The sequence below is a fragment of the Bradyrhizobium sediminis genome (assembly GCF_018736105.1).
In the GTDB taxonomy this organism is placed as follows: domain Bacteria; phylum Pseudomonadota; class Alphaproteobacteria; order Rhizobiales; family Xanthobacteraceae; genus Bradyrhizobium.
Map to the genome: position 1 here is coordinate 5,147,947 of NZ_CP076135.1, position 25,080 is coordinate 5,173,026.

At 64.9% G+C, this 25,080-nt stretch carries 23 protein-coding genes; 15 read left to right on the forward strand and 8 right to left on the reverse strand.

Translation table 11 applies throughout. The annotated features are described in order from the left end of the window. Positions 1 to 134: 134 nt before the first annotated feature. Entirely contained in the window at positions 135 to 869 is a 735-nt protein-coding gene (locus KMZ68_RS24515) for a HugZ family pyridoxamine 5'-phosphate oxidase (protein ID WP_215613678.1), read from the reverse strand. Between the two features lie 217 nt (positions 870 to 1,086). Between KMZ68_RS24515 and KMZ68_RS24520 the strand changes: the two genes are divergently transcribed. The 5 genes from KMZ68_RS24520 to KMZ68_RS24540 all read left to right on the forward strand — a co-directional run bounded on the left by KMZ68_RS24520 (position 1,087) and on the right by KMZ68_RS24540 (position 5,104). Next, positions 1,087 to 1,788 (forward strand): response regulator transcription factor, encoded by a 702-nt coding sequence (locus KMZ68_RS24520; RefSeq protein WP_044412750.1) that lies wholly within the window; start codon positions 1,087 to 1,089, stop codon positions 1,786 to 1,788. 115 nt (positions 1,789 to 1,903) lie between these two features. After that, positions 1,904 to 3,721 carry a sensor histidine kinase gene (locus KMZ68_RS24525; protein ID WP_215613679.1) on the forward strand — a complete coding sequence of 606 codons (1,818 nt, stop codon included), beginning with the start codon at positions 1,904 to 1,906 and terminating at the stop codon, positions 3,719 to 3,721. Further along, on the forward strand, positions 3,718 to 4,245 hold the full coding sequence (locus KMZ68_RS24530; protein WP_215613680.1) for an HPr kinase/phosphorylase: 528 nt from the start codon (positions 3,718 to 3,720) through the stop codon (positions 4,243 to 4,245). Before KMZ68_RS24525 ends, KMZ68_RS24530 begins: the two co-directional genes overlap by 4 nt. A 131-nt stretch (positions 4,246 to 4,376) precedes the next feature. After that, positions 4,377 to 4,778 carry a PTS sugar transporter subunit IIA gene (locus tag KMZ68_RS24535; protein WP_024509305.1) on the forward strand — a complete coding sequence of 134 codons (402 nt, stop codon included), beginning with the start codon at positions 4,377 to 4,379 and terminating at the stop codon, positions 4,776 to 4,778. Continuing rightward, positions 4,775 to 5,104, forward strand: a complete 330-nt coding sequence (locus tag KMZ68_RS24540; RefSeq protein WP_215613681.1) for an HPr family phosphocarrier protein — start codon at positions 4,775 to 4,777, stop codon at positions 5,102 to 5,104. Before KMZ68_RS24535 ends, KMZ68_RS24540 begins: the two co-directional genes overlap by 4 nt. Before the next feature lie 36 nt (positions 5,105 to 5,140). On the opposite strand, the gene KMZ68_RS24545 is transcribed toward KMZ68_RS24540, so the two are convergent. Then, entirely contained in the window at positions 5,141 to 6,766 is a 1,626-nt protein-coding gene (locus KMZ68_RS24545) for a glycosyltransferase family 39 protein (protein WP_215613682.1), read from the reverse strand. A 113-nt stretch (positions 6,767 to 6,879) separates the two neighbouring features. On the opposite strand from KMZ68_RS24545, the gene lepA reads away from it, so the two are divergent. After that, positions 6,880 to 8,691, forward strand: coding sequence for a translation elongation factor 4 (gene lepA / locus KMZ68_RS24550; RefSeq protein ID WP_215603900.1), 1,812 nt, complete (start codon positions 6,880 to 6,882; stop codon positions 8,689 to 8,691). A gap of 37 nt (positions 8,692 to 8,728) precedes the next feature. Here the strand turns inward: lepA and KMZ68_RS24555 are convergent, their stop codons facing one another. Then, the gene (locus KMZ68_RS24555) at positions 8,729 to 9,220 is read right to left on the reverse strand and encodes a GNAT family N-acetyltransferase (RefSeq protein WP_215613683.1); all 492 of its coding nucleotides are present in this window, start codon (positions 9,218 to 9,220) and stop codon (positions 8,729 to 8,731) included. Between the two features lie 429 nt (positions 9,221 to 9,649). Here KMZ68_RS24555 and KMZ68_RS24560 point away from each other — a divergent pair, with 429 nt between their 5' ends. Both KMZ68_RS24560 and KMZ68_RS24565 read left to right on the forward strand, forming a co-directional pair. Beyond that, the gene (locus KMZ68_RS24560; protein ID WP_215613684.1) at positions 9,650 to 10,795 is read left to right on the forward strand and encodes an acyl-CoA dehydrogenase family protein; all 1,146 of its coding nucleotides are present in this window, start codon (positions 9,650 to 9,652) and stop codon (positions 10,793 to 10,795) included. Then, positions 10,792 to 11,274 (forward strand): DUF1801 domain-containing protein, encoded by a 483-nt coding sequence (locus KMZ68_RS24565; protein WP_215613685.1) that lies wholly within the window; start codon positions 10,792 to 10,794, stop codon positions 11,272 to 11,274. The genes KMZ68_RS24560 and KMZ68_RS24565 overlap by 4 nt, the downstream gene beginning before the upstream one ends. Before the next feature lie 116 nt (positions 11,275 to 11,390). On the opposite strand, the gene KMZ68_RS24570 is transcribed toward KMZ68_RS24565, so the two are convergent. Together KMZ68_RS24570 and KMZ68_RS24575 are read right to left on the reverse strand one after the other, a co-directional pair. Next, positions 11,391 to 13,631: a putative bifunctional diguanylate cyclase/phosphodiesterase gene (locus tag KMZ68_RS24570; RefSeq protein ID WP_215613686.1), complete on the reverse strand. Its 2,241-nt coding sequence runs from the start codon at positions 13,629 to 13,631 to the stop codon at positions 11,391 to 11,393. 388 nt (positions 13,632 to 14,019) lie between these two features. Then, positions 14,020 to 14,376 (reverse strand): L,D-transpeptidase, encoded by a 357-nt coding sequence (locus KMZ68_RS24575; protein WP_249779465.1) that lies wholly within the window; start codon positions 14,374 to 14,376, stop codon positions 14,020 to 14,022. Between the two features lie 391 nt (positions 14,377 to 14,767). On the opposite strand from KMZ68_RS24575, the gene mepA reads away from it, so the two are divergent. From mepA to modC, 4 genes are all read left to right on the forward strand, one after another. Continuing rightward, positions 14,768 to 15,715, forward strand: coding sequence for a penicillin-insensitive murein endopeptidase (mepA, locus tag KMZ68_RS24580; protein ID WP_215613687.1), 948 nt, complete (start codon positions 14,768 to 14,770; stop codon positions 15,713 to 15,715). Positions 15,716 to 15,893: 178 nt separating this feature from the next. Continuing rightward, the gene (modA, locus tag KMZ68_RS24585; RefSeq protein WP_215613688.1) at positions 15,894 to 16,673 is read left to right on the forward strand and encodes a molybdate ABC transporter substrate-binding protein; all 780 of its coding nucleotides are present in this window, start codon (positions 15,894 to 15,896) and stop codon (positions 16,671 to 16,673) included. Beyond that, positions 16,673 to 17,368 (forward strand): molybdate ABC transporter permease subunit, encoded by a 696-nt coding sequence (modB, locus tag KMZ68_RS24590; RefSeq protein ID WP_215613689.1) that lies wholly within the window; start codon positions 16,673 to 16,675, stop codon positions 17,366 to 17,368. Before modA ends, modB begins: the two co-directional genes overlap by 1 nt. Positions 17,369 to 17,370: 2 nt before the next feature. Beyond that, on the forward strand, positions 17,371 to 18,054 hold the full coding sequence (gene modC / locus KMZ68_RS24595; protein WP_215613690.1) for a molybdenum ABC transporter ATP-binding protein: 684 nt from the start codon (positions 17,371 to 17,373) through the stop codon (positions 18,052 to 18,054). Here modC and KMZ68_RS26260 read toward each other — a convergent pair whose 3' ends face one another. Then, a complete protein-coding gene (locus KMZ68_RS26260; RefSeq protein ID WP_371741388.1) occupies positions 18,055 to 18,777 on the reverse strand; it encodes an N-acetyltransferase in 723 nt (240 codons plus the stop codon). Positions 18,778 to 18,930: 153 nt separating this feature from the next. Here KMZ68_RS26260 and KMZ68_RS24610 point away from each other — a divergent pair, with 153 nt between their 5' ends. Beyond that, positions 18,931 to 19,536 (forward strand): GNAT family N-acetyltransferase, encoded by a 606-nt coding sequence (locus KMZ68_RS24610; RefSeq protein WP_215613691.1) that lies wholly within the window; start codon positions 18,931 to 18,933, stop codon positions 19,534 to 19,536. 32 nt (positions 19,537 to 19,568) lie between these two features. Here KMZ68_RS24610 and KMZ68_RS24615 read toward each other — a convergent pair whose 3' ends face one another. Next, complete coding sequence (locus tag KMZ68_RS24615) at positions 19,569 to 20,756, reverse strand: MFS transporter (RefSeq protein ID WP_215613692.1); 1,188 nt, start codon at positions 20,754 to 20,756, stop codon at positions 19,569 to 19,571. A gap of 77 nt (positions 20,757 to 20,833) precedes the next feature. Continuing rightward, positions 20,834 to 22,627 carry a potassium/proton antiporter gene (locus tag KMZ68_RS24620; RefSeq protein ID WP_215613693.1) on the reverse strand — a complete coding sequence of 598 codons (1,794 nt, stop codon included), beginning with the start codon at positions 22,625 to 22,627 and terminating at the stop codon, positions 20,834 to 20,836. Positions 22,628 to 22,848: 221 nt separating this feature from the next. Here KMZ68_RS24620 and KMZ68_RS24625 point away from each other — a divergent pair, with 221 nt between their 5' ends. Next, on the forward strand, positions 22,849 to 24,162 hold the full coding sequence (locus KMZ68_RS24625; protein ID WP_371741389.1) for a mechanosensitive ion channel family protein: 1,314 nt from the start codon (positions 22,849 to 22,851) through the stop codon (positions 24,160 to 24,162). Positions 24,163 to 24,243: 81 nt separating this feature from the next. Further along, on the forward strand, positions 24,244 to 25,068 hold the full coding sequence (gene map / locus KMZ68_RS24630) for a type I methionyl aminopeptidase (RefSeq protein ID WP_215613695.1): 825 nt from the start codon (positions 24,244 to 24,246) through the stop codon (positions 25,066 to 25,068). The last annotated feature ends 12 nt before the right edge of the window (positions 25,069 to 25,080 follow it).

Sequence of the window (25,080 nt, forward strand, 5' to 3'; positions counted from 1 at the left end):
CACGGTAGCGCGACCATTCACCGCGATCGTCACCTTATTGCGACGCACAATCCACATTTGTTAACGCGCGGCGCCTTCGCCGATCATGATGATGCGTTCTCTCTTCGCCTCGTTTGCGTTGAGGTGAGTTTTCGTCAGGCCTTCGCCCGCGCCTCGCCTGCCAGCCTGACCAGCATCTTTCGCAACTCGGCCGGCCCGGTCACCCGCTCCGGAAAATCCAGCCGCAGGGTTTTCGAGCCGGCCTGCAGGTCGAGCCCGCCGGGATCACAGCCGGTGCAGAGCCAATCGAGGACCTCCGCGCCGAGCAACCGGGTCGCGTACAGCTTAGTCGCGTCGCGGTGATCTGCGTTCATGTGGTCGATGGCGTCCTGCTCGGCCTCCACCAGCGCGCCGGCGTCGGAGATATCGGTCAGAAACTGATCGGGCCGGAGGTCGACGATGCGCCCGAAACCCGCCACCAGATGCATGCCCGAAGGCAGGATCCGGAAGAAGGAGAAATCCTTAAAATCGACAAAGCCTTCGGCGGACGGATGGGCGTTGAGGTAGCGGCGGCGCAGGACCGCCCCTTCTTCGGACCCGGCCTCTTCGGCCCGGCCCAACAGCATGATCCGGGCCCCCTCCAGCGGGTCGCCCTCGGCCCGCTCGTCCAGCATCAGCGACACCCTGCTATCGCCGAGAATATTGCGGGTATGCACCGCCAGCCGGGAAATCAACAGGATCGGGGAGCCATCGGGGGCGCTGGCGACGTTGACCAGCGAGCAATAGGGGTCGCCGCTGCCGGCCATCAGGGTCGCCAGCGCCCCCTGCCGGCTGCGGCGCAATAGCGACCGGACCAGCCGGCCGGCATCGAAATCAGCGGTGGGCTGCATTGCTCAGTTCCCCATATCTCATTGCAAAAAGGGCCTTTTCCCGGCAGAAAGGGTATCTATATAGGTCTGGGACCCTTCGATAGCTCGGGCGTTTTACGGAATTCGGTCACACTTCAGCCCAGCTTGCATTGCTCGTTGACCGCGTTCGAAGCCCAAATATGCGGCGCATCACTGGATTGCTGCCGTTTCAGCCACACGTGTATCTGAAAGCAGGCTCATGCCCACAATCGCCCTGGTCGACGACGACCGCAACATTCTCACATCCGTCTCGATCGCGCTCGAAGCCGAGGGCTATCGCATCATGACCTACACGGATGGCGCCTCCGCACTCGACGGCTTCCGCACCTCACCGCCCGACCTTGCGATCCTCGACATCAAGATGCCGCGCATGGACGGCATGGAGACGCTGCGGCGGCTGCGGCAGAAGTCCGACCTGCCGGTGATTTTCCTCACCTCCAAGGATGAGGAAATCGACGAATTGTTCGGCCTCAAAATGGGCGCCGACGATTTCATCCGCAAGCCGTTCTCGCAGCGCCTTCTGGTCGAGCGCGTCAAGGCTGTGCTGCGCCGCGCCGCGCCGAAGGATCCGACCGCGGCGCCGAAGGAGACCGACGCCAAGGCGCTGGACCGCGGCCTGCTGCGGATGGACCCGGAGCGCCACACCTGCACCTGGAAGAACGAGCCGGTGACCTTGACGGTGACCGAGTTTCTGATCCTGCAGGCGCTGGCGACGCGCCCCGGCGTCGTCAAGAGCCGCAACGCCCTGATGGACGCCGCCTACGACGATCAGGTCTATGTCGACGATCGCACCATCGACAGCCACATCAAGCGGCTGCGCAAGAAGTTCAAGGTGGTGGACGACGATTTCGAGATGATCGAAACCCTGTACGGCGTCGGCTACCGCTTCAAGGAAACCTGATTTGAGGGCGTTCGACGGGCGTTTTGTTGACTGACGCCCCCGCGCATCTCGGGTAGGATGCGAAGGCGACGCACATCCCGATGACGGAACCCGAAACAACCGGCAGTTTTGGCCATTGCTCGATCGAACGCAGCCTGATCCAAGCCTGAATGCCGAGGGCGCCTTGCCGTCACTCGCCTTGGGCGATGCTGCCGTCGACACCCCGCCGCAGCACAGCGGGCAACGGGTGCTCGGCTTTTTGCGCCGCGCCGGTCAGTTTTTCTTCGCGCTGTCCTTCTCCAGCCTCACCCGCCGAATCGTTTCCCTGAACATCGCCGGCCTCGTCGCGCTGGTGGCGAGCATTCTTTATCTCTCGCAGTTCCGCGCCGGCCTGATCGACGCGAAGGCGCAGAGCCTTCTGGTGCAGGCCGAGATCATCGCCGGTGCGATCGCGGCGTCCGCCACCGTCGAGACCAATACCATCACCATCGATCCCGACCGGCTGCTCGACCTGAAGCCGGGCGAGACCTACGGCGTTCCGGACGAATATTCCGGGCTGGATTTTCCGATCAATCCGGAGCGCGTCGCGCCGGTGCTGCGACGGCTGATTTCGCCGACCAAGACCCGCGCCCGCATCTATGGCGGCGACGGTGGACTGATCCTCGACAGCCGCAGCCTCTACGGTCGCGGCGACGTGATGCGCTTCGAACTGCCGCCGCCGTCGTCCGACAAGCCGGGCATGGCCGAGCGCTCCATGATCGCGATCCGCACCTGGCTCAACCGCGGCGACCTGCCGCTCTATCGCGAGCTCGGGCCGGAGAATGGCAAGGGCTATCAGGAAGTCGTGCAGGCGCTCGACGGCCTGAAGAGCAGCATGGTGCGCATCAACGACCGCGGCGAGGTGATCGTTTCGGTCGCGGTCCCGGTGCAGCGGTTTCGCGCGGTGCACGGCGCCCTGATGCTGTCGACGCAGGGCGACGACATCGACCAGATGGTGACGGCCGAACGGCTCGCGATCCTGAAAATCGGCGGCGTCGCCGCCGCGGTGATGATCGTGCTGTCGCTGCTCTTGGCGAGCACCATCGCAGGGCCCGTGCGCCGGCTCGCCGACAGCGCCGAGCGCGTCCGCCGCCGCATCCGCACCCGCGTCGAGATTCCGGATTTCACCCGCCGCCGCGACGAGATCGGGCATCTCTCCGGCGCGCTGCGCGACATGACGGATGCGCTCTATAACCGGATCGAGGCGATCGAGATGTTCGCCGCCGACGTCGCCCACGAATTGAAGAACCCGCTGACCTCGCTGCGCTCGGCGGTCGAAACGCTGCCTTTGGCGCGCAACGAGAACAGCCGCTCGCGGCTGCTGGCCGTCATCGAGCACGACGTCAAGCGGCTCGACCGCCTGATCTCGGACATCTCGGACGCCAGCCGGCTCGATGCCGAACTGCAGCGCCAGGACATGACCTCGGTCGATCTGCGCCGCCTGCTGACCGCGCTGACCACGGTCTCCAACGAAACAAGGCGCGGCAACAACGTCGCCGTCGAGGTTCGCTTCGAGGGCCGCGGGCCCAACGACACCTTCTCGGTGCCGGGCCACGATTCCCGGCTCGGACAGGTGATTTCCAATCTGCTCTCCAACGCGCAGTCGTTTTCCGAAGCCGGCGGCAAAGTGCGCATCGTCTGCCGCCGCGTGAAGAATGAAATCGAAATCGTGGTCGACGACGACGGGCCGGGGATCGGCGAGGATGCGCTGGAGCGGATCTTCGAGCGCTTCTACACCGACCGGCCGCATCAGGGCTTCGGGCAGAATTCCGGACTGGGCCTGTCGATCTCCAAGCAGATCATCGAGGCTCATGGCGGGCGCATCTGGGCCGAGAATCGCCCGGGTCCCACCGGACCCGATGGCGAGCCGACGGTAGCCGGCGCGCGCTTCGTGGTCAGGCTGCCCGCGCCATGACGGCGGCGGCAACAGCGAGCGTGCACGCATCCGCCGTGCTGGTGGGCAAGCGCGCGGTGCTGATTCGCGGGGCCTCGGGCGCCGGCAAATCCCGTCTCGCGCTCGATCTGATCCTTGCCGGGCGCGCCGGACAGATCCCGCCGGCCGTGCTGGTCGGCGACGATCGCGTCCATCTCGAGGCGCGTGGCGGGGAACTGGTGGTCCACCCGGCGGCCGAACTGGCCGGCCTGATCGAGATTCGCGGGCTCGGGATCCGCAGTTGCGACTTCGCGCCCGAGGCCATCGTCGGCCTGGCGGTCGATCTTTCTGCGCCCGATGCGGATCGCCTGCCGCAGCCGGAAGCGCTGTGGACACGAATCCATGGTATTGAAATACCTAGAATTCCCGTGGGAATTGGTTACGCGGCGGCACCACTCGTCATCGCTGCACTGACCATGACCGCGAATTCACCTTCACCCCGACCTTCGGCTGATTGCCCGAAGGGAATTGGTAACCATATCAGCCCCACTATCGCGACCGAATAGACCGGCCCCGGCTTCCCTCCCTACCGCTATTTCCGGGAGAATCGCAAAGATCCCCTCTTGCGCGGGGGCTCTGGATGGTCAAAGTGGCGCGTTCGTGCGGTGCACCAAAAAGCACCCGCGAGGAGTTTCCGATGATTGGTCTAGTACTTGTGACCCATGGGCGCCTTGCCGACGAGTTCAAGGCGGCGCTCGAACACGTCATGGGTCCGCAAAAACAAATCGAAGCCGTCACGATCGGTGCCGAGGACGATTCCGATTTATGTCGAAGTGACATTATCGAAGCGGTCAACCGCGTCGACAGTGGCGACGGCGTTGCTATCCTCACCGACATGTTCGGCGGCACGCCCTCCAACCTCGCGATCTCCTGCATGAGCCGTCCCAAGGTGGAAGTGCTCGCAGGCATCAATCTCCCCATGCTGGTCAAGCTTGCCAAGGTTCGCGAGGAGCGTTCGCTCCCCGACGCCATCGCCATGGCCCAGGAAGCCGGCCGCAAATACGTGACCATCGCCAGCCGGGTTCTCGCCGGCAAATGAGCGAGGATGGCGCGGCACCTCCCAACGATGCCGGGCCGGGTGTCCCGCCGGGCGCGGTGTCACGGGAACTTCCCATCATCAACAAGCGCGGTCTGCACGCGCGCGCTTCGGCGAAATTCGTCCAGACGGTCGAGCGCTTCAACGCCGAGGTCTGGGTGACCAAGGGCGGCGAGACCGTCGGCGGAACCTCGATCATGGGACTGATGATGCTGTCGGCGGGACCGGGCACATCCATCCTCGTCTCCGCCACCGGCCCCGAGGCGCAAGCCGCCCTCGACGCGATCACCGAGCTGGTCGGCAGCAAGTTCAACGAAGAAGGCGTTTGAGCGGACCTCAACTTCGAGACGTGCGAATCGGCAAGACTACCTCGCCGGCGGCGCGATGAAGACCTTCCAGGTGATCGCCGGTCCCGGCCGTCCCTTGAAGAAGCGCTGCGTGGTAATGGTCAGTTGCTCGGCGTCCTTGCCGTTGGCCTTCATCCACGCTTCGCAGATCGGCAGACGGCCGTCGGTGGTATCGCAGACGCCGATGAAGCCGAGCCGTTTGGCCTCTTCGAGCGACGTCAGCCCCGACGACCAGACTTCGCCGGGCGTGAACGGCGCCGGATGATCCGGGCTGTAGAACGCCAGCGGCTCGGCCATTTCCGTGGTGCCCGCGACCACCGCCCAGCGTGAATGAAACCGCGTGCGCCAGGCTGCCGTCAGTTCGCGGGCGAGTTCGGAGCGCGCACCGTAGGTCGCCGCCCCGTTCGGATTGATCGCCATCTCCTTTGCCGCGATCCAGGGCGAAGCGGCGAGCACCGCGAGCGTGATCGCCAGCCAGATCGCGGCCAAATGAAACAGCGCCATCTTCTGCACGCGCAACGCAGGGATCGCGGCCAGCGCCAGCGGCGTCAGGAAGAACAGCGAAATTCCCCAATCGGTCTTCATATAGATCGTGAAGAACAAGCCGCCGAGCGGCGGCCCGATCGCGACGATCGCCTGGATGATCCAGATATTGCGCGCCTGCGGCAGGTTCACGCTCCCGTTCGCACCGCGCGACCAGTTGCGCGTGATCCATGCCGACGGCCGTCGCGTCAGCGTCGCCCAGGACAACGGTCGCCAGGCGAGCGCCAGCCCCGCCAGCGCCACGGGAATAGCGAGCAGCGCAAGATTGTGGCCGATGTAACCGAATACGAGCTGGATGCTCTGCGCGCGGTTCGACAGCCCATAGACATCGCCGGCATAGGTCAGCGGCACGAAATCGACTTCGCGCAGCCACCACAGATGCGGCAGCATCGCCGCCGCCAGGATGGCGATCGCGACCCACGGCGCCGGCGAGCGCAGGAACAACAAGCGGTCGGGATGCAGCAGTGCGGCGAGCCCGATGGCGCCGATCATGGTCAGCACCCAGTATTTGGTCATCAGCGCCAGCGCGCCGGCGAGGCCCAGCCACAGACCCGATTTCACGCTGCGTTTTTCAAACGCATTCAGATAGGCCAGCACCACCAGCGGCAGGGTGACGAGCTGCAGCAGGTCCGCATTGTACTTGAAGCCCTTGAAATTGAAGATCGGATAGAGCGCGAGCATCACCACGACGAAGAAGGCGCGGCGGCGATCGACCACGCGCAAGGCGATCAGCCAGGAGATCACGAGCCCGCAGCCGAGCGTCGTCATCGCCAGCGCATAGGTCGCCCAGTCGGCAACCGGGAACACCTTGAACCACAGACCGGCGATCCAGCCGGACAGCGGCGGATGCTTGCCGTAGCCGAATTGGAACTTCTGGCCCCAGGCGAAGGCTTCGGCGACGTCCATATGGACGTCCTGCGCCGCCTTGAGATTGATCAGGATGAGGGTCCAGAGCACCGCATGGGCGGCGGCAAAGCCGATCACCAGCCAGAGCCCGGCCCTGGGATCGCAGGCATTCGCCGCGAGCCAGGCCGCCAATCGCCTGAGGCTTGGCCTGCGGCGCGCGCGCGAAGCCGCGGGCAAAAATGATGCAGTCGACATGACCCAGTGCGTAGCGCGTTTTGGCCTCAAGTGGAATCAGCTTGGCGTGAAGAAGCCTGCAAAAACAGCGCAATATGGTTGCCGCTGGGGGGCGCGAATGCTATCCCGCGCCCATGACAACCGTCCCCATTTCCAACATCCGCAACTTCGCCATCGTCGCCCATATCGACCATGGCAAATCGACGCTGGCCGACCGCCTGATCCAGATGACCGGGGGCCTGACCGATCGCGAAATGGCGGGCAAGGAACAAGTGCTCGATTCCATGGATATCGAGCGCGAGCGCGGCATCACCATCAAGGCGCAGACCGTCCGGCTCAACTATCACGCCAAGGACGGCAAGGATTACATCTTCAATCTGATGGACACGCCGGGCCATGTCGACTTCGCCTACGAAGTCTCGCGCTCGCTGGCGGCCTGCGAAGGATCGCTGCTGGTGGTCGACGCCAGCCAGGGCGTCGAGGCGCAGACGCTCGCCAATGTCTATCAGGCGCTCGACAACAATCACGAGATCGTGCCGGTCCTCAACAAGGTCGACCTGCCCGCGGCGGAACCCGAGAAGGTCAAGCAGCAGATCGAGGACGTCATCGGCATCGACGCGTCGGAAGCCGTGATGATTTCGGCCAAGACGGGCCTGGGCGTTCCCGACGTGCTGGAGGCGATCGTCACCCGACTGCCGCCGCCGAAGGGCGACCGCGACGCCACCTTGAAGGCGCTGCTGGTCGACAGCTGGTACGACGTCTATCTCGGCGTCGTGGTGCTGGTGCGGATCGTCGACGGCGTGATGAAGAAGAACAGCCGCATCCGGATGATGGGCACCAACGCCGCCTACGACGTCGAGCGCGTCGGCTTCTTCACGCCGAAGATGACGCAGGTCGACGAACTCGGCCCCGGCGAGATCGGCTTCATCACCGCGGCGATCAAGGAAGTCGCCGACACCCGCGTCGGCGACACCATCACCGACGACAGGAAGCCGGTCACCGAGATGCTGCCCGGCTTCAAGCCGGCGATCCCGGTCGTGTTCTGCGGCCTGTTCCCGGTCGACGCCGACGACTTCGAAACGCTGCGCGCGGCGATGGGCAAGCTGCGCCTCAACGACGCCAGCTTCTCGTTCGAGATGGAAACTTCCGCCGCGCTCGGCTTCGGCTTCCGCTGCGGCTTCCTCGGGCTGCTGCATCTGGAGATCATCCAGGAGCGCCTGTCGCGCGAGTTCGATCTCAACCTGATCGCGACCGCGCCGAGCGTGATCTACAAGATGCACCTCACCGACGGCCAGGAGATCGAGATCCACAACCCCGTCGACATGCCCGATGTGGTCAAGATCGCCGAGATCCAGGAACCGTGGATCGAGGCCACGATCCTGACCCCCGACGAATATCTCGGCAGCGTCTTGAAACTGTGCCAGGACCGCCGCGGCTCGCAGAAGGAGCTGACTTACGTCGGCTCGCGCGCGATGGTGAAATACGACCTGCCGCTCAACGAGGTGGTGTTCGATTTCTACGACCGGCTGAAGTCGGTCTCCAAGGGCTACGCCTCGTTCGACTACCACCTCACCGACTACAAGCCGGCCGATCTGGTCAAGATGCAGATCCTGGTCAACAACGAGCCGGTGGACGCGCTGTCGATGCTGGTGCATCGCACCCGCGCCGAAGGCCGCGGCCGCGCCATGGTGGAGCGGATGAAGGAACTGATCCCGCCGCACATGTTCCAGATCCCGATCCAGGCCGCGATCGGCGGCAAGGTGATCGCCCGCGAAACCGTCCGCGCGCTGCGCAAGGACGTCACCGCCAAGTGCTATGGCGGCGACATCACCCGCAAGCGCAAACTTCTGGAGAAGCAGAAGGAAGGCAAGAAGAAGATGCGGCAGTTCGGCAAGGTCGACATCCCGCAGGAAGCGTTCATTGCGGCGCTGAAGGTGGATAGCTGAGCAAAATCGATCGCCGTCCTGATGGCACTCGCAGTCCCTACGGCACGCTCAGGACATAGAACTTCGAATCGACGGCCATGATCGGGAATGCCTTGGGCAGGCCGGCTTTCTCCAGCTCCTTGAATCCCTGCTTTTCGTAAAATCGATGCGCCGCCAGGAATTTGTCCGTGGTGCCGAGAAAGATCTCGGCGATACCCTGCGCGCGAGCATGCGCCAGCAAGGCATCCAGAAGCTTTCCCGCCACTCCGAACTCCCGGCCACGAAACGGAGCGGCAACAAACATCTTTCGCAACGCCGCCTGCCGCAGACCGATATCTTTCAATCCGACGGTTCCGACCACTTCGTCATTAGACCGAGCCACCCAGAAGCCGCCGGTCCCCGATTGGTAGAACTCGGGAATGTTCGTGAGGTCCGGCTGATCCGCTTCGGTGATGGGAACGCCAAATTCCCGTTGCTGGATCGGCAGGATGACATCCAGGACTCCACGCTGATCGGCGGCGGCAAACGTGGCGATATTGATTTTCGACATCGATGTCCCGGCCGTTCCAGCCAACTGGCGCAGATGCGCGGTGACAGATTTGGGCGCGGCTGACTAGCACGAGGTGCCATGAAGGACAATCAGGCATCGCCGTCTGCTCGCGCTACGCGACGGGAGCCGCGATGTCTTCCGCTACCAGCCGCTCCCGCGCGATCTTCGAGGCGCGTCAGGAACATGGTGTAGCCGGTAATATCGGCAATGAGCAGAAAGCCGTTTTGCGCCAAGGCCCGTACTCCCAAGGGATCACGCAAGGGATCACGACGCGAAATACGGATATCCTAGCAGGAAGTTGCGGCGTTTTGAAACGCGCAGCCCCGAATCCGGACTCCTCCCATGCTCCAGCCATCTTGATCGGCGGCGGCGGATGGACCACCATTGCGGCTTCGCCAGCCAAAAAACCCAAAAAGGGCGAGGAAACGCATGAACAAACTTCCCGGCTTCGGACTGATCGAGCGCGCGCGGGCGCTGGCGCCGCTGATCGCGCAGGAGGCCGACGAGATCGAGCGGACGCGGCGGCTGACCCAGCCGGTGGTTTCCGCCCTGATCGAGAACGGGCTCTATCGGGCGCTGCTGCCGCAAAGCCTCGGCGGCACCGAGGCGCCGCCCGAGATCTTCATGCAGATGCTGGAGGAGGTTGCAAAAGCCGATGCCTCCACGGCGTGGTGCCTCGGCCAATGCTCGGTCTGCGCCATGACTGCGGCCTGGCTTGACGCCGACGCGGCGCGCGAGATTTTCGCCCGGCCAACCGATATCCTTGCCTGGGGCGCCATCGCCAACGAGGTTCATGCCGTTCCCGGCGGCTACCGCGCCACCGGGCGCTGGAATTTCGCCAGCGGCTCCCGTCAGGCGAGCTGGCTCGGCGCCCATGTCCAGGTCGTCGAAGCCGACGGCACGCGGCGGCGGGGCCCCGGCGGTGCGCTGGAAATACGCACCATCCTGTTTCCGGCGAGCAGCGCCACGATGTACGACGTCTGGGACGTGATCGGCCTGAAGGGCACCGGCACCGACTCCTATTCGGTCGACAACCTGTTCATTCCGGAAAAATTCGCAGCGCTACGCGACGAGCCCACGGCCTTGCGCGAACAGGGGCCGCTCTACCGGATCCCCACCAACCTGGTGTACGCGCAGGGATTTGCCGCGGTCTCGGTCGGCGTCGCCCGCGCCACGCTGGACGCCGCCATCGAGCTTGCGCGCAGCAAAACCCCGGCCGGCATCAAGGCGATGCGCGAGAACAATGCCGTGCAGGGACAGATCGGGCGCCTCGAAGGCAATTTGCGCGCGGCACGCGCCTATCTCTATGCCACGACCCGCGAAGTCTGGGGCGATCTGACGCGCGACGGCGTTGTCACCGAACAGCACCGCATGGCGCTGCGGCTCGCCACGACCTGGACTATTCACCAGGCGGCCGCCGTGGTCGATGCCGCCTATCACATGGCCGGCGCCACTGCGGTGTTCAGCGCCAACAGGTTCGAGCGCCGTTTTCGCGACATGCACGCCATCGCCCAGCAGCTCCAGGCCCGCGACAGCCATTACGAGGATGTCGGCAAGGCGATCCTTTCCCGATGAAGCGCCCAGCAAGGAAGATCGGCGGGGGAAAGAACCCCGCGAAGAAGTCCGGCGCGGGATTTGCCGATCCCGCGGTGGCTGCGGTGTTCAGCGCCTATCCGGAACCGCTCCGGGCGAGATTGCTGGCGCTGCGCCGGCTGATCTTCGACACCGCCAGGACCACCGGTGGCGTCGGCGCGCTTGAGGAAGCCCTGAAATGGGGGCAGCCGAGCTATCTCACGTCAGAGACCAAAAGCGGCAGCACGATCCGGATCGACCGGGTAAAATCCGCCGCCAACCGCTACGCGGTGTTCTTCCATTGCCAGACCGGCCTGGTCGAGACTTTTCGCGAGCTGTACCCGACCGAACTGAGCTATGGCGGCAACCGCAGCATCCTCTTGAATGCGGACGATGATATTCCCGAACAGGCGCTGCGCCACTGCGTGGCGCTGGCGCTGACCTATCATCGGCGCAAGCGCAAGGCGGGACGCTGGAAATAGCATTCCGCTGTCATTCCGGGATGGTGCGCTAGCACCAGACCGCAGGTGCGCAATTGCGCACCGGGGAATCTCGAGATTCCGGGTTCGATGCTTCGCATCGCCCCGGAATGACTGCCTCACGCCACCAGCGCGGCTTCCTCGCCGGTATCCACCGGCGCGACGGGCGCCGCGCCGCGCTGTGCCTGCAGCAAGCTGACGATCTCGGCGTTCGGCCGCGCGCGGCTGAACAGAAAGCCCTGCCCCTCGTGGCAGCCTTCGGCGCGCAGGCAGCTCAATTCGGCTTCGGTCTCGACGCCCTCGGCGGTGATCGTGACCCCGAGGCCCTTGCCGAGGCTGATGATCGAACGCACGATCGCCTGGGCATCGCGATTGGAGCCGAGGCCGCGCACGAACGACTGATCGATCTTGATCTTGTCGAACGGAAAACTCCTGAGATAGCTCAGGCTGGAATAGCCGGTGCCGAAATCGTCCATCGAGATGCGGACGCCGAGCGCGCGCAGCGCGTGCAGCGTGGCCAGCACCTGGCTGCTCTTTTCCAGAAGCAGCGTTTCGGTGATTTCCAGCTCCAGCCGCTTGGCCGGCAGGCCGGATTGCTTCAGCGCATCCATCACCAGCGACAGCAGGTTGCCGACACGGAACTGCAGCGGCGACAGGTTGACCGCGACACGGACGTCGTCGGGCCAGAGCGCGGCGTCCGTACAGGCGCGGCGCAACATCAATCCGCCCAGCGCATTGATCAGGCCGGTCTCTTCGGCGACCGGAATGAATTCGGCCGGCGATATCATGCCGCGCTCGGGATCCGGCCAGCGCACCAGCGCCTCGAAGCCGGTGATGCGACCGGTCGCCAGATCGATCAGCGGCTGATAATGCGGCCGCAATACGTCGTTCTGGATCGCGTCGCGCAGATCGATTTCGATCCTGCGGCGGCTTTGAGCACGGGCGTCCATGCCGGGTTCGAAGAAGCTGAAGGTGCCGCGCTGCTCGTTCTTGGCGCGCGACAGCGCCATGTCGGCGCTCTTGAGAAGCTTCTCGGAATCGTCACCGTCACCCGGCGCCATGGCGATGCCGACGCTGGCGCCGATGACCACCGAATGGCCGTCCAGCAGAAAGGTCTCTCCGATCGCCGCAAGCAACCGCTTCGACAGCAGCACCGCATCCTCGGGGCGCGTCAATCCGCTCTGGATGATCGCAAACTCGTCGGAGTTGAGGCGGGCCAGCGCGTCTTCCTCGCGCAAGCTCGACCGCAGGCGCTTGGCGACGCCGCGCAGCAGCTTGTCACCAATGCCGTGGCCGAGCGTATCGTTGACCGCCTTGAAATTGTCGAGGCCGAGCACCAGCACCGCGACCTTTTCGGCGCTGCGCCGCGTATGCAGCAGGATGTCATCCATCTGCTGACGCAGCAGATTGCGGTTCGGCAGCCCGGTCAGGCTGTCGTGCTGGGCCATGAAGGCGAGCCGCGCCTCGGCACGCTTGCGCTCGGTGATATCCATCAGCGCCAGCAGTACCGCGGGCTGGTCGTTGTAGACCAGCTGGCGCGAATAGATCGCCAGATCGATCAGCGCGCCGTCGGCCCGGACGTGCTTCCAGGTCCGCGCGGTCTGCTCGTCGCTGGAGCGGTCCCCGCCCCAGGGCAATTCGGTTTCGAAGGCCTGCACGCTGCGGATGGTCAGCTTCTCGAATTCGGCGCGGCTGTAGCCGTAATGCTCGATGGCGGCGGCGTTGACGCCGAGGATGCGCTCGTCGTCCAGTGCACAGACGATCATCGGAACCGGATTGCTGTCGAACAGCAGTCGGAACGAAGCCTCGCGCTGCTTCAGCTCGGTGATGTCGACGCGCAGGCCGACGATACCGCCGTCTTCGGTCAGCCGCTCCTCGATCAGGATGCAGCGGCCGTCGCTGAGGGTCTGCTCGTGCCGTTCGCCGGGCTGATAGAGTCTTGTCAGCCGCTCCTTGATCCATTCTTCTTCGCGGCCGATCGCTTCCGGATAGTCGCCGCGCTCGACGCCGATGCGGATCGTGTCCTGCAGCCGCGCGCCCGGCTTGAACAGGTCCGAGCTGCGATTGTAGATCTCGGCATATTTCTTGTTCCAGAGAATGTAGCGGCCTTCGGCGTCGAGGAACACGATGCCTTGCGGCAGGATGTCGATCGCCTCGCGCAGCCGCTCGTGGGATTTTCGCGCTTCGGCGATCGCGGCTTCCGCCTCGGCGCGCTTGCGCACGATCTCGCCGATCTCGGCGGCAACGCGCCGGCTCGAGGAAGAGAGTTTGGGACTGGGTTTTGCCGGCCGGCCGGGAAGGCGGGCAATCGCCGCGTGCTTCGATTTCTTCTTGGCTGGCTTTGGCCGATGACTTTTCATTCGCTTACGTCCACTCGCATTCTGCGCCGCCTGTTCTCCGATAAGTGTCTGAAAAAAATGGTAACACTTACCTGCCGGGGCACCGTGCCGGCGAGGTTCGCGGTCGGTAGACTAAAGTTTCGGCTGCCCGTTTAAGTGGCGAGTTCCCGGACATCCGCGCAACGAAAGTTGTCCCACGGTGCAAGATCGGCGGTATCGGCGAATGCGCGCGGCAGAATCGCCGGCGGATAGTTGATCTAGATCAAGACTGCACAATGGACGCGCGAATTTCCGCGGCGTCGCACGAATTTTCGTCAATGCCCGACAGGGTTATCGGACAGTTAAGGAACGCGTCGCCAGTCTCTGTTTTGACGCGTGTTCTTGACGCGAACCGGCTTCCACCCCCGGATCAAGTCCGAGGGCATGCTTCGCTCGAACACGCTCTCTGGTTCGAAATCTCGATCCGCGTGTTGCGCGGGCCGCTGCGCTCCACCAATGCGAACAACGCCGCCGCATGCGACGGATGCAGCCGGACACAGCCATGCGACGCCGGGCCGCCGAGCCGCGCCAGCTCGGTGGTGCCGTGAATGGCGAAGCCATGATAGAAGAAGATCGAATGCGGCATCGGCGAGTTGTAATAACGCCGCGAGTACCAGCGCCGCGCCATCATCTGCGGATGGAATACGCCGCTCGGCGTGCCGTAGCCGTTGCGGCCGGTCGAAACCGGCCAGGAGTATCGCGTCATGCCGTCGACGCTCACGGCCATGCGCTGCGACGACTTGTCGATCTGGACGACAACACCGGCGCGCGCCGGCGTCAGCGGCTAATCTTAACCTGCCGCCGGCAGTGCATTCGCAAAAACCCGGCCCGAAAAATCAGGCCGTTGCGCCCGGCGCGGCTTATCGCCGGTCGTCGAATTGCGTGTTAGTATTCATTATCAATGGTCAGTGAGTCGCTTGTTGCCCATGCTTCGAGACGCTCGCGATGCTCGCTCCTCCCGAGTGAGCGCGAAGCGCTCATCCGGGCATGAGGTTGTTGTGTATCAACAAGTTAGACCTCATCCTGAGGAGGCCGCGAAGCGGCCGTCTCGAAGGATGGCTGCATTACCGATTTATGATTCCGGGTATTAGGCTTCGCGCGATAGAGTGATCCGATTGATGAGCCCCCGCCCGATTCTCACTTTGCTCGTTCTGCTGTCCGTCGCCGTCAGTTCCGGCATGGCACTGGCGCAAGACAAGGGCAGCGTCAATCCGAAGCCGCTGCCGCCGCTGGCCAACCCCAACGATCCCAAGCTCGGCGCCAAGGAACTGTTCGGCCGCAAGATACTGCCGACGGCGATGCCGACGCGCGTGGTAGGGTTCTATGCCAAGGGCTGCATCGCGGGTTCGGATGCGCTGCCGATCAACGGCCCGACCTGGCAGGTGATGCGGCTGTCGCGCAACCGCAACTGGGGACATCCCGACCTGGTGAAGCTGGTGGAGCGGCTGGCGGCCAAGGCGCACAAGGACGCCGGCTGGCCGGGCATACTGGTCGGCGACATGTCGCAGCCGCGCGGCGGCCCGATGCTGACCGGGCACGCCAGCCATCAAGTCGGGCTGGATGCCGACATCTGGCTGACGCCGATGCCGAACCGGCAATTGTCGCGCAACGAGCGCGAGGAAATGTCCGCGGTCATGATGGTGCGCTCCGACCGGCTCGACATCGAGCCCAGCACCTGGACGCCGACCCATCTCAATGTGATCCGCGCCGCGGCCCAGGAGCCGACCGTGCAGCGCATCTTCGTCAACGCCGCGATCAAGAAGGCGCTGTGCCGCGAAGCCAAGGGCGACCGCAGCTGGCTGCACAAGGTGCGGCCGATGTACGGCCACGACTATCACTTCCATGTCCGCATCAAGTGCCCGCCGGGCAGCGATGAATGCGAGAGCCAGCCGGAGCCGACGGCAAGCGAGGGCTGCAGCCCCGGCGATCTTGCCTACTGGTTCAAGGATGCCATCATCCACCCGAAGCCGCCGAAGGAGCCGCCGAAACCGCGGCCGCCGATGACGCTGGCGCAACTGCCGCCCGCCTGCAAAGCGGTGTTGCACGCGCCGGACGCCAGGCAATAGCCGGTCGCGCGGAGCCCTTTGCGCGGGCCCGGCAATGCTGTAAGCTTTCTTTCGGCGATGTCCGGACGGATCGTAAATCCTCCGGAGCAGCGGAACGGCGCTTCCGCCTGTCGCATTCCACCATCACCGCCTGACTTGCGCGCGCAAAACGCGCCGCCTTCACGCATGGAGCGCCACGATGCGTCGTCTCGCCGGACTTCTTGCCGCCTTCGCCCTCTTGTGTGGAGCGGCCCCTGTGCTGGCGCAGGACGAGAGCCTGACGGTGTTCGCCGCAGCCTCGATGAAGAACGCGCTCGACGAGGTCGACGCCGCCTATACCGCCAGGAGCGGAATCAGGATCGTCGCCAGCTACGCCGCGAGTTCGGCACTGGCCAAACAGATCGAGCAGGGCGCGCCGGCGGATGTTTTCGTATCCGCCGACACCGACTGGATGGACTATGCGATCGCAAAAAAGACCATCAACGAACCGACGCGGGTCAATCTGCTCGGCAACAGCATCGTGCTGATCGCGCCGAAGGAATCCAAACTCGACAAGGTGGCGATCGGACCGGGCTTCGATCTTTCAAAACTCGCCGGCGACGGCCGGATCGCCACCGGCGATGTGAAGGCGGTACCATCAGGCAAATACGCCAGGGCGGCGCTGGAGAAACTCGGCGCCTGGCAGGCGGCGGAACCGAAATTCGCGATGGCCGAGAACGTGCGCGCCGCGCTGACGCTGGTGGCGCGCGGCGAAGCGCCGCTCGGCATCGTCTATGCGACCGACGCCAAAGTCGAACCCGGCGTCAAGATCGTCGGCGCCTTTCCGGCGGATTCCCACCCCGCCATCATCTATCCCGTGGCCGCGACGGCGACCGCCAGGCCGCAAGCCGCCGAATACCTCGCCTTTCTGCGCTCGCCGGCGGCCAAGGCCATCTTCGAGAAATACGGCTTCTCGTTCCTGATCCGACCGACTTCCTGATGTTCGACCTCTCGCCCACCGAATGGACGGCGATCCAGCTTTCGCTGCGGGTCGCCGCGGTCGCGACGCTGGTGGCGACGCCGCTCGGCATCGCGCTGGCGTGGCTGCTGGCGCGGCGCGACTTCTGGGGCAAGTCGCTGGTCGACGCGGCGATCCATCTGCCGCTGGTGCTGCCGCCGGTCGTGACCGGCTATCTGCTGCTGCTGACCTTCGGCCGGCGCGGCCTGGTCGGCGCGTGGCTCGCCGATCATCTCGGCATCGTGTTCGCGTTCCGCTGGACCGGGGCGGCATTGGCCTGCGGCATCATGGCGTTTCCGCTGCTGGTGCGGCCGATCCGGCTGTCGATCGAGGCGGTCGACCGCAAGCTCGAGCAGGCGGCGGGCACGCTGGGCGCCGCACCCTGGCGCGTGTTCCTGACCATCACGCTGCCGCTGGCGCTGCCGGGCGTGCTGGCCGGCATGGTGCTGGGCTTTGCCAAGGCGCTCGGCGAGTTCGGCGCGACCATCACCTTCGTGTCGAATATTCCCGGCGAGACCCAGACCATCTCGTCGGCGATCTATTCGCTGATCCAGACGCCGGACGGCGACGCCGCGGCGCTGCGGCTGGTGGCGGTATCCATCGTCATCGCGCTGGCCGCGCTGGTCGCCTCCGAATGGTTCGCGCGGCGCGCCACAAAACGCCTGCACGGGAATTGACCATGCTGCGCGTCGACGTCGCAAAACAACTCGGCGAGTTCTCGATCGAAGCTTCGTTCGCCAGCGAAGGCCGGGTCACCGGATTGTTCGGCGCCTCCGGCGCCGGCAAGACCTCGCTGATCAACATCATCGCCGGATTGCTGCGGCCCGATCGCGGCGTCATCGCCGTCGACGGCGAGACGCTCGACGACACCGCTCGCCATGTCCATGTCCCGGCGCATCGCCGCCGCATCGGCTACGTGTTCCAGGATGCGCGGCTGTTTCCGCATCTCGATATCAGGCAAAATCTCGACTACGGCCGGCGGATGAACCGGCTGGCCGACGATGCCGCGCAGCGCACGCGCGTCACCGACCTGCTCGATATCGGCGGCCTGCTCGACCGCCGTCCAGGCCAGCTCTCCGGCGGCGAACGCCAGCGCGTCGCTCTGGGGCGGGCGCTATTGGCGCAGCCGAGATTGCTGCTGCTCGATGAGCCGCTCGGCTCGCTCGACGAAGAACGCAAGGTGGAGATCCTGCCCTATCTGGTGCGCCTGCGCGACGAGGCCAATGTGCCGATGGTCTATGTCAGCCACGACGCCGCCGAAATGCGCCGGCTGGCGACGCAGGTCGTGATGCTCAGGCGCGGCCGGGTGGTCGCGTTCGGCGGACCAGAGGTGTTGCCATCGGCCGCCTCAAACCCCGGCTAGCTAGTCCGGCAAGGTCTCGCCGGAGCCGCCGAGTTCGGCGGGCAGATCCTTGAACTTCGGCAGCCCGTCCTTCACGGAAACCATCTTGCTCCCGTAATTGGCGTGCAGCGTCGGCTGATGCGCAAAGCCCTGCAGCAGATTGGCATAGACGTCGATCAGCCGCAGGCGCGGATGCTCCGTCATGACATGTCCGCCGCAGACCTTGCAGAACTTGCGGTAGGAATTCTCGGTCTTGTGGAAGGTACCGATATCGGCCTCGCCTTTGGTGATCCGCACGCTGCTCGAAGGCCACAGGCTGAAGGCGTTGATCGGCGCGGCAGACCAGGCCTGGCAGTCGCGGCAATGACAATAGCCCGCGAACGTCGGCTTGCCCGTCACCTCGATCTCGACCGCGCCGCAAAAGCAACCAGCCTTGTGGACGGCGGCAACCGGCTTCTCTTTCGCGCCGGGAGCCAGCAGATCGCTGTATTCGGGATGCTTGTCGATATAGGAGCGGATGAAATCGCATTCGACGGTGAGTTTCCGCCCCTGCGCCCGCACCGCGTCCAGGGTCGCGCGTCCGAGCTTCGAGCCAATTCCCCGCCCGCCCAGTTCCGGCGGCACCTCGGTATGAACCAGGGTGATGGCGCCGGGCGATTTGCGATAGGTGACAAAGGCGATGTGGCCCTCGACGTCGAGTTCGAAGCGCTGGCGACCCTCATTGTCGTGGAAATTCCCGGCCATGCGTCCTCCTAGCCCCGGCATTTGAAGCCATTGATTATTATAGCAACGGAAGAGGTGCGGTTGCATCGAATTGCGAAAAATTGCAGGAATCACGTACCTGCTTTCGGGCAGGCTCGAGCCTCTCCGCTGGTCCTTCTGAAAGTCACCCAGGAAATGCCGGTTCAGATCACCTACCGCATGGCCCGCCCCGACGACAGCGGCGAGCTCGCGCGCTACATGTGCATCGCCGGCGGCGGCCTCTACGAATTCCTGTTCGACGAACTGATCCCGTTCGTGACGGCAGTGGATATGTTGTCGGCCGGCATCGGCAGCGAACGCTATCCCGTCTCATACCGCAATTGCTGCATTGCATCCCTCGGCGACGACGGCGCGATCATCGGCGCCGCCAATGTCTTTCCCGCCGACATGCTGAAGGATGACAATTATGTGTTGCTTGGCTCCGAGCGCCATGACCACGTCCGGCCGATGCTGGAACTGCAGGATTGGGGCAGCATGTTCCTGAACAGCCTGGCCGTCAGCGACGCACATCGCGGTTCAGGCATCGGGGCAAGATTGCTCGATTGGGCCGAAACCCGCACGGCGGAAGCCGGTTACGACCGCCTGAGCCTGCACGTATGGGCCGATAATTCGCCCGCATTGAAATTCTACAAGCTGAGGGGCTTCGTCGAGGTCGCCGTCGCCGCGATTCCGCCGCATCCGAGGCTCCCGCACCATGGCGGCAGCATCCTGATGCATAAGGCGATGCCGTCGGCGGCATGACCGCCGCCTGTTCTTATCGATAGCTGCGGGGGCTATGCCGCGCGGCCCGACCTCAGCAGCAGCAGCACGCCGAAGGCCGAAACCGAGGCGAGCGCGCAGACCCAGAGCGCGCCGGTGCCGATATGCTCCACCATCAGGCCAACCGCGAGCGGCGCAAGCGCGCCGGTGGCGCGCGCCGGAAGCGAGAGCAGCCCGACCCGGCGGCCGAAACCTTGCGGCCCGAACAGCGCCAGCGGCAGGGTGCCGCGCGCGATCGTGAGGATGCCGTTGCCGGCGCCGTAGAATGCCGCAAAGACCGGCGCCAGCAGCGGCCCGCCGAGGGCAAGCGCGATGACGCCAACCGGGGTCGTCAGCGTCGCGAGTCGCGCCGAAACCAGCGGGTGATAGCGCGCGAGCCAGCCTGCCTCGACCAGGCGCGCGGCGACCTGTGCAGGCCCGACCAGCGTGCCTGCGAACAATGCCGCCGCCGGCGTCGCGCCGAATTGCACCAGCATGGTCGGCAGCACCGCCGAGAGCCCCGAACTGACGAAGCCGGTCGCCGCGAACACGTAGGCCAACGCGGTCATCGTGAAGGCCTCGCTGCGCTTGGTCACCCCCGGACCTTCTTCCGCAGCCGTGACCGGCTGCAGGGGACCGACGCGCGGCAGAATGAAATTGAGCGGCAGCGCAAGCACGAGATGAATCAGCGCCCACACCTGACAGGTGGCGCGCCAGCCAAGCTCGACGTCGAGCCATGTCGTCAGCGGCCAGCCGACGGTGCTGGCAAAGCCCGCGATCAGCGTGATGCCCGTGATCGGCCGGCGCGCGGCGGTTCCGTAGATCCGGGTCAGGCTCGCAAACGCCGCCTCATAAAGCCCCATGCCCATGCCGACGCCAATGACGACCCAGGCCGCGATCAGTCCATAGGCGCCGCCGGCAAAGGACAGCAACAACAGTCCGGCCGCGAGGATGCCGTTCGAGATCGCGAGCAGGCCGCGCCCGCCGAAGGTATCGATGGCATGGCCGACCCGCGGCCCCAGCAAACCCGCGATCACCAGCGCGCCCGACAGCGCGCCGAACACGAAGGTCGGCACCAGACCAAGATCGCGCGCGATGGGTGCTGCGAGTATCGCCGGAAGATAATAGCTCGACGCCCATGCGATGGTTTGCGTCGTGCCCAGCGCCAGGATGACGGGCAGCGAACCGGAGGGTCCGGCATGGCCGGTGCTGGCGTCCTTCATGACCGGCCGCCGTTCGCATCCACTCGCCCGCTTTGGCCAGATTTCACCCGACACCCTTCAGCATGTGAGCCCACGCTTCAAATCCCCGCCACCGACGACCACATTTCCGACAGCCTGCGCTTCAGGGACGCCATCCGCGTCAGCGGCGCCGTCTCCTCCTCGTCTTCGGGCAGCCGAAGACCGACAACGCTGACCCTGCCGCCCGAGATGCTGCGCGCCACCAGCACGATGGAGTCGAGTTCGAGCGTCGCACCTTCCTTCGGCGCGCGGTCGAGATGAACGTCGAAATAGTCGGCGAGCGTCAGCTTCGCCTGCTCTTCATCAATCGCCACGCCATAGATCCCGGCAAGCTCGCCAAGGGTGTGTTCGCCCGACACCATGAAGTCGCCGAGCAGATGCGGATCGGGCGCCGGGCTTGGCGCCATGTCGACGAAGAAACGGTCGAGCGCTTCGGCCTTTTCCGGCGGCGCCAGCAGATAGATGTAGTCGCCCGGCGCGACCGGATCGGCTTCCGCGGGCGACAGGATGCGCTGGTCGCGGATCACCAGCGTCGGCTTCGACCAGGATGGAATGAGGCCGCGCCGGAAATACAGACTCTTGGAGCGGACGGAATAACCGACCAGTTGCTGCTCCAGCTGGCCGGGCAGATCGAGTTCGACCCGCCGCGGCCCGCGATCGGCGCGCGGCAGCGCCACATGCAGCCGACGCGCGGCTGGCGCCAGCGTCCAGCCCTGCAGCAGCAGCGAGATGATGACGACGACGAAGGCGACGTCGAAATAGAGGTAGGCCTTCGACAGCCCGACCAGCATCGGGATCGAGGCCAGGAAGATCGCAACCGCGCCGCGCAGGCCGGTCCAGGCGATGAAGAGCTTTTCCCGCCAGTTGAAGCGGAACGGCGCCAGACACAAAAACACCGCGATCGGCCGCGCCAGAAGCATCAGCGCGAACGCCACGATCACGGCCGGAACGATGCTGCTGACCAGCCGCTGCGGCGAGACCAGCAGGCCGAGCAGCACGAACATCACGATCTGCGCCAGCCAGGTCGCGGCGTCGAGAAAGGTCACCACCGAATTATGCGCCCGGGTCGGCCGGTTGCCGATGATGATGCCGGCGAGGTAAACCGCGAGAAACCCGGAAGCGTGCGCGATCTGGGCCGCGCCGAAGACCACCAGTGCTGCGGTGGCGACGAACGGCGCGTGCAGGCCCTGCGGCAGCGCGACGCGATTGAGCGCCAGCACCACCAGCCGGCCGCCGACCACGCCGACGATGGTGCCGAGCACGAGTTCGCGGGTGAATTCCAGCGCCACATGCAGGGCCGAGCTTTCGCCGATCGAAATCAGTTCGACCAGCATCAAGGTCAGAAACACCGCGAACGGATCGTTGGTGCCGGATTCGGCCTCCAGCGTCGCGCCGACGCGGGGCCGCAGGCGCAAGCCCTGCGCATGCACCAGCAGAAACACCGCGGCGGCATCGGTCGAGGCCACCACGGCGCCGACCAGCAGCGCCTCGGTCCAGTTCAGATCGAGCACGTATTTGGCGATCGGCGCGGTAATCAGCGCCGTCAGCAGCACGCCGATGGTCGCCAGCACCATCGACGGCGCCAGCACCGCGCGGATGCTCTGAAACCGGGTTCGCAGGCCGCCGTCGAACAGGATCAGGGCCAGCGCCACTGATCCAACCAGATAGGTGGAGCGCACGTCGTCGAACCGCACCTGGCCGGGGCCGGAATCGCCGGCCAGCATGCCGATGAACAGAAATACCAGCAGCAAGGGCGCGCCGAAGCGCAGCGCGAGCAGGCTCGACAGGATGCCGGCCATCACCAGAACCGCGCCAAGCAGGATGGCTATGCTGACCTGGTCGAGAGAAGCCATGAACCTCCGGAAATGCGTGCAAATACTTGCACTTTCATCCTTATCGTCGCCACAGTTGGACGCCAACCCATTTCTGTCGGGAGCCGCGATGTGCCCGATTTTCCGGCCTTAATTGACTTCACCGGGGTGTCGTATCGATGGCGCCGGCGCCGCCATTATGGGAATCTGCCGGTTATTCGAATCAAGTTTGCTCCCGATCTGCCTGCGACGAGATTTTGACGATGGACCTGAACGAGATCACCGAATTCCTGCAATCCGCGGCGCGTTCGGTCGGCGCGGAGGTCACCTCGCCGTGGTTCTATCTGCAGCTGGGGCTGATCCTGACCGCCGCGGGGATCGCCTACGCCTCCGGCGCGGCCGTGCGCGCCAAGGTCGACGTCACCTCGGTTGCGATGGGCTGGCCGGCACCGTTCCGGCTGTTCATGCGCGTGCTGGTCGGCAGCGCGCCGACGGCGGTGTTCGCGGCACTGATGACGCTGGCGCGGGTGGTCATGCTGGCGTCGACCTGGCCGAGCCGCAGCTATCTGCTGGCGGTCGCCGCCAAGCTCGCGCTCGCCTGGCTGCTGATCCGGCTGATTACTTCGGTGATCCGCAACGCCTTCATCGTCCGGCTGGTATCGCTGTCGGCATGGGCGATCGCAGCGCTCAGCATCATCGGCCAGCTCGGGCCGGCGATCGACGCGCTGGACTCGGTTTCGATCGTGCTCGGCGACCTCAGGCTGACGCCGCTGGTGCTGATCAAGCTCGGCGCGCTGCTGATCCTGGCCTTGTGGCTGACCAACATCGCCAGCAATTTCGTCGAAAGCCGGATCAACCGCTCGGCCGACCTGACCCCGTCGATCCAGGTGCTGCTGGTCAAGATGATCCGGATGGGGCTGATGGTGGTCGCGATCGCGATCGCGCTCAGCGCGGTCGGCATCAACCTCTCGGCGCTGGCGGTGTTCTCCGGCGCGGTCGGCGTCGGTATCGGTATCGGCCTGCAGAAGATCGTCGCCAACTTCATCTCGGGCATCATCCTTTTGGCGGACAAATCGGTGAAGCCGGGCGATCTCGTCACCATCGGCGACAGCTCGGGCCGCATCAGCGCGATGAAGACACGTTATATCTCGGTCGCCGCCGGCGACGGCCGCGAATTCCTGATTCCGAACGAGGACCTGGTGACGCAGAAAGTCGTCAACTGGACCTATACCGACAAGAACACGCTGGTGAAGGTCAGTTTCGGCACCAATTACGACGCCGATCCACGGCTGGTCTGCAAACTCGCGATCGATATCGCCGCGGCCGCACCGCGCGCCATCAAGAGCAAGCCGCCGAACTGCCTTCTGACCGAATTCGCCGAGCACGGGATGAAGTTTTCCCTGACTTTCTGGATCGCCGACCCCGACGGCATGGATAGCGTGAAGAGCGAGGTGATGCTGGCGCTGTGGGACGCCTTCAAGCGCGAAGGCATCCGCGTGCCCTACCCGGTGCGCGAAATCCGCGTCCGCGGCGGGGCGCTGCCGGTCGAAACCATGGTCGAGGTTCCGACCCGTTGAGGCCCAACCCGCGCTTGCGACCGGTCGCTCCGATCACTAGATTGGGGCCTCAATTCACCTCCCGCCAAGACGATCCGCCCCATGAGCTACATCGAAGCGACAGATACCTCCTTGCGCAAGACCGGACAGATCAAGCTGCATGGGCCGAGCGGGTTCGCGGGCATGCGCAAGGCAGGCGCGCTGGTCGCCAAATGCCTCGATGAGCTGACCGATATCGTCAAGCCGGGCATTCCGACCTCCGTCATCGACGAATTCGTCCGCGACTTCGCCTTCCGCCATGGCGCCTTTCCCGCCACTTTGATGTATCGCGGCTACCGCTATTCGACCTGCACCTCGATCAACCATGTGGTCTGCCACGGCATGCCCGGCGACCGGGTGCTGAAGGAAGGCGACATCATCAACATCGACGTCACCTTCATCGTCGAGGGCTGGTACGGCGATTCCAGCCGGATGTATGCGATCGGCCCGATCGCCCGCAAGGCCGAGCGGCTGATCGAGGTGACCTATGAGGCGATGATGCGCGGCATCGCCGCGGTGAAGCCGGGCGCCACCACCGGCGACATCGGCCATGCCATCCAGAGTTTCGTCGAGCCGCAGGGCATGAGCGTGGTGCGCGACTTCTGCGGCCACGGCCTCGGGCGCATGTTCCACGACGAGCCGAACATCATCCATGTCGGCCGGCCCGGCGAAGGCGTGCCGCTGAAGCCCGGCATGTTCTTCACCATCGAGCCGATGATCAATCTCGGCAAGCCGCATGTGAAGATCCTGTCCGACGGCTGGACAGCGGTCACCCGCGACCGCTCGCTGTCGGCGCAGTTCGAGCATTCGGTCGGCGTGACGGCCACCGGCGTCGAGATCTTCACGCTGTCGGAACGCCACGCCGAAAAGCCGCCGGCCGCGGCGTAGATTTCCGGCGGG

Excerpts from the sequence above, each read along its gene's own strand:
- KMZ68_RS24570 (WP_215613686.1), bottom strand. The coding sequence starts at position 13,631 with ATGAAAAGTCATCGGCCAAAGCCAGCCAAGAAGAAATCGAAGCACGCG.
- KMZ68_RS24560 (WP_215613684.1), top strand. The coding sequence starts at position 9,650 with ATGAACAAACTTCCCGGCTTCGGACTGATCGAGCGCGCGCGGGCGCTG.
- mepA (WP_215613687.1), top strand. The coding sequence starts at position 14,768 with ATGAGCCCCCGCCCGATTCTCACTTTGCTCGTTCTGCTGTCCGTCGCC.
- KMZ68_RS24540 (WP_215613681.1), top strand. The coding sequence starts at position 4,775 with ATGAGCGAGGATGGCGCGGCACCTCCCAACGATGCCGGGCCGGGTGTC.
- modA (WP_215613688.1), top strand. The coding sequence starts at position 15,894 with ATGCGTCGTCTCGCCGGACTTCTTGCCGCCTTCGCCCTCTTGTGTGGA.
- KMZ68_RS24610 (WP_215613691.1), top strand. The coding sequence starts at position 18,931 with ATGCCGGTTCAGATCACCTACCGCATGGCCCGCCCCGACGACAGCGGC.
- modC (WP_215613690.1), top strand. The coding sequence starts at position 17,371 with ATGCTGCGCGTCGACGTCGCAAAACAACTCGGCGAGTTCTCGATCGAA.
- KMZ68_RS24555 (WP_215613683.1), bottom strand. The coding sequence starts at position 9,220 with ATGTCGAAAATCAATATCGCCACGTTTGCCGCCGCCGATCAGCGTGGA.
- KMZ68_RS24620 (WP_215613693.1), bottom strand. The coding sequence starts at position 22,627 with ATGGCTTCTCTCGACCAGGTCAGCATAGCCATCCTGCTTGGCGCGGTT.
- KMZ68_RS26260 (WP_371741388.1), bottom strand. The coding sequence starts at position 18,777 with ATGGCCGGGAATTTCCACGACAATGAGGGTCGCCAGCGCTTCGAACTC.
- KMZ68_RS24625 (WP_371741389.1), top strand. The coding sequence starts at position 22,849 with ATGGACCTGAACGAGATCACCGAATTCCTGCAATCCGCGGCGCGTTCG.
- KMZ68_RS24575 (WP_249779465.1), bottom strand. The coding sequence starts at position 14,376 with ATGGCCGTGAGCGTCGACGGCATGACGCGATACTCCTGGCCGGTTTCG.
- KMZ68_RS24515 (WP_215613678.1), bottom strand. The coding sequence starts at position 869 with ATGCAGCCCACCGCTGATTTCGATGCCGGCCGGCTGGTCCGGTCGCTA.
- KMZ68_RS24545 (WP_215613682.1), bottom strand. The coding sequence starts at position 6,766 with ATGTCGACTGCATCATTTTTGCCCGCGGCTTCGCGCGCGCGCCGCAGG.
- map (WP_215613695.1), top strand. The coding sequence starts at position 24,244 with ATGAGCTACATCGAAGCGACAGATACCTCCTTGCGCAAGACCGGACAG.
- KMZ68_RS24615 (WP_215613692.1), bottom strand. The coding sequence starts at position 20,756 with ATGAAGGACGCCAGCACCGGCCATGCCGGACCCTCCGGTTCGCTGCCC.
- KMZ68_RS24565 (WP_215613685.1), top strand. The coding sequence starts at position 10,792 with ATGAAGCGCCCAGCAAGGAAGATCGGCGGGGGAAAGAACCCCGCGAAG.
- KMZ68_RS24530 (WP_215613680.1), top strand. The coding sequence starts at position 3,718 with ATGACGGCGGCGGCAACAGCGAGCGTGCACGCATCCGCCGTGCTGGTG.
- KMZ68_RS24535 (WP_024509305.1), top strand. The coding sequence starts at position 4,377 with ATGATTGGTCTAGTACTTGTGACCCATGGGCGCCTTGCCGACGAGTTC.
- modB (WP_215613689.1), top strand. The coding sequence starts at position 16,673 with ATGTTCGACCTCTCGCCCACCGAATGGACGGCGATCCAGCTTTCGCTG.
- lepA (WP_215603900.1), top strand. The coding sequence starts at position 6,880 with ATGACAACCGTCCCCATTTCCAACATCCGCAACTTCGCCATCGTCGCC.
- KMZ68_RS24520 (WP_044412750.1), top strand. The coding sequence starts at position 1,087 with ATGCCCACAATCGCCCTGGTCGACGACGACCGCAACATTCTCACATCC.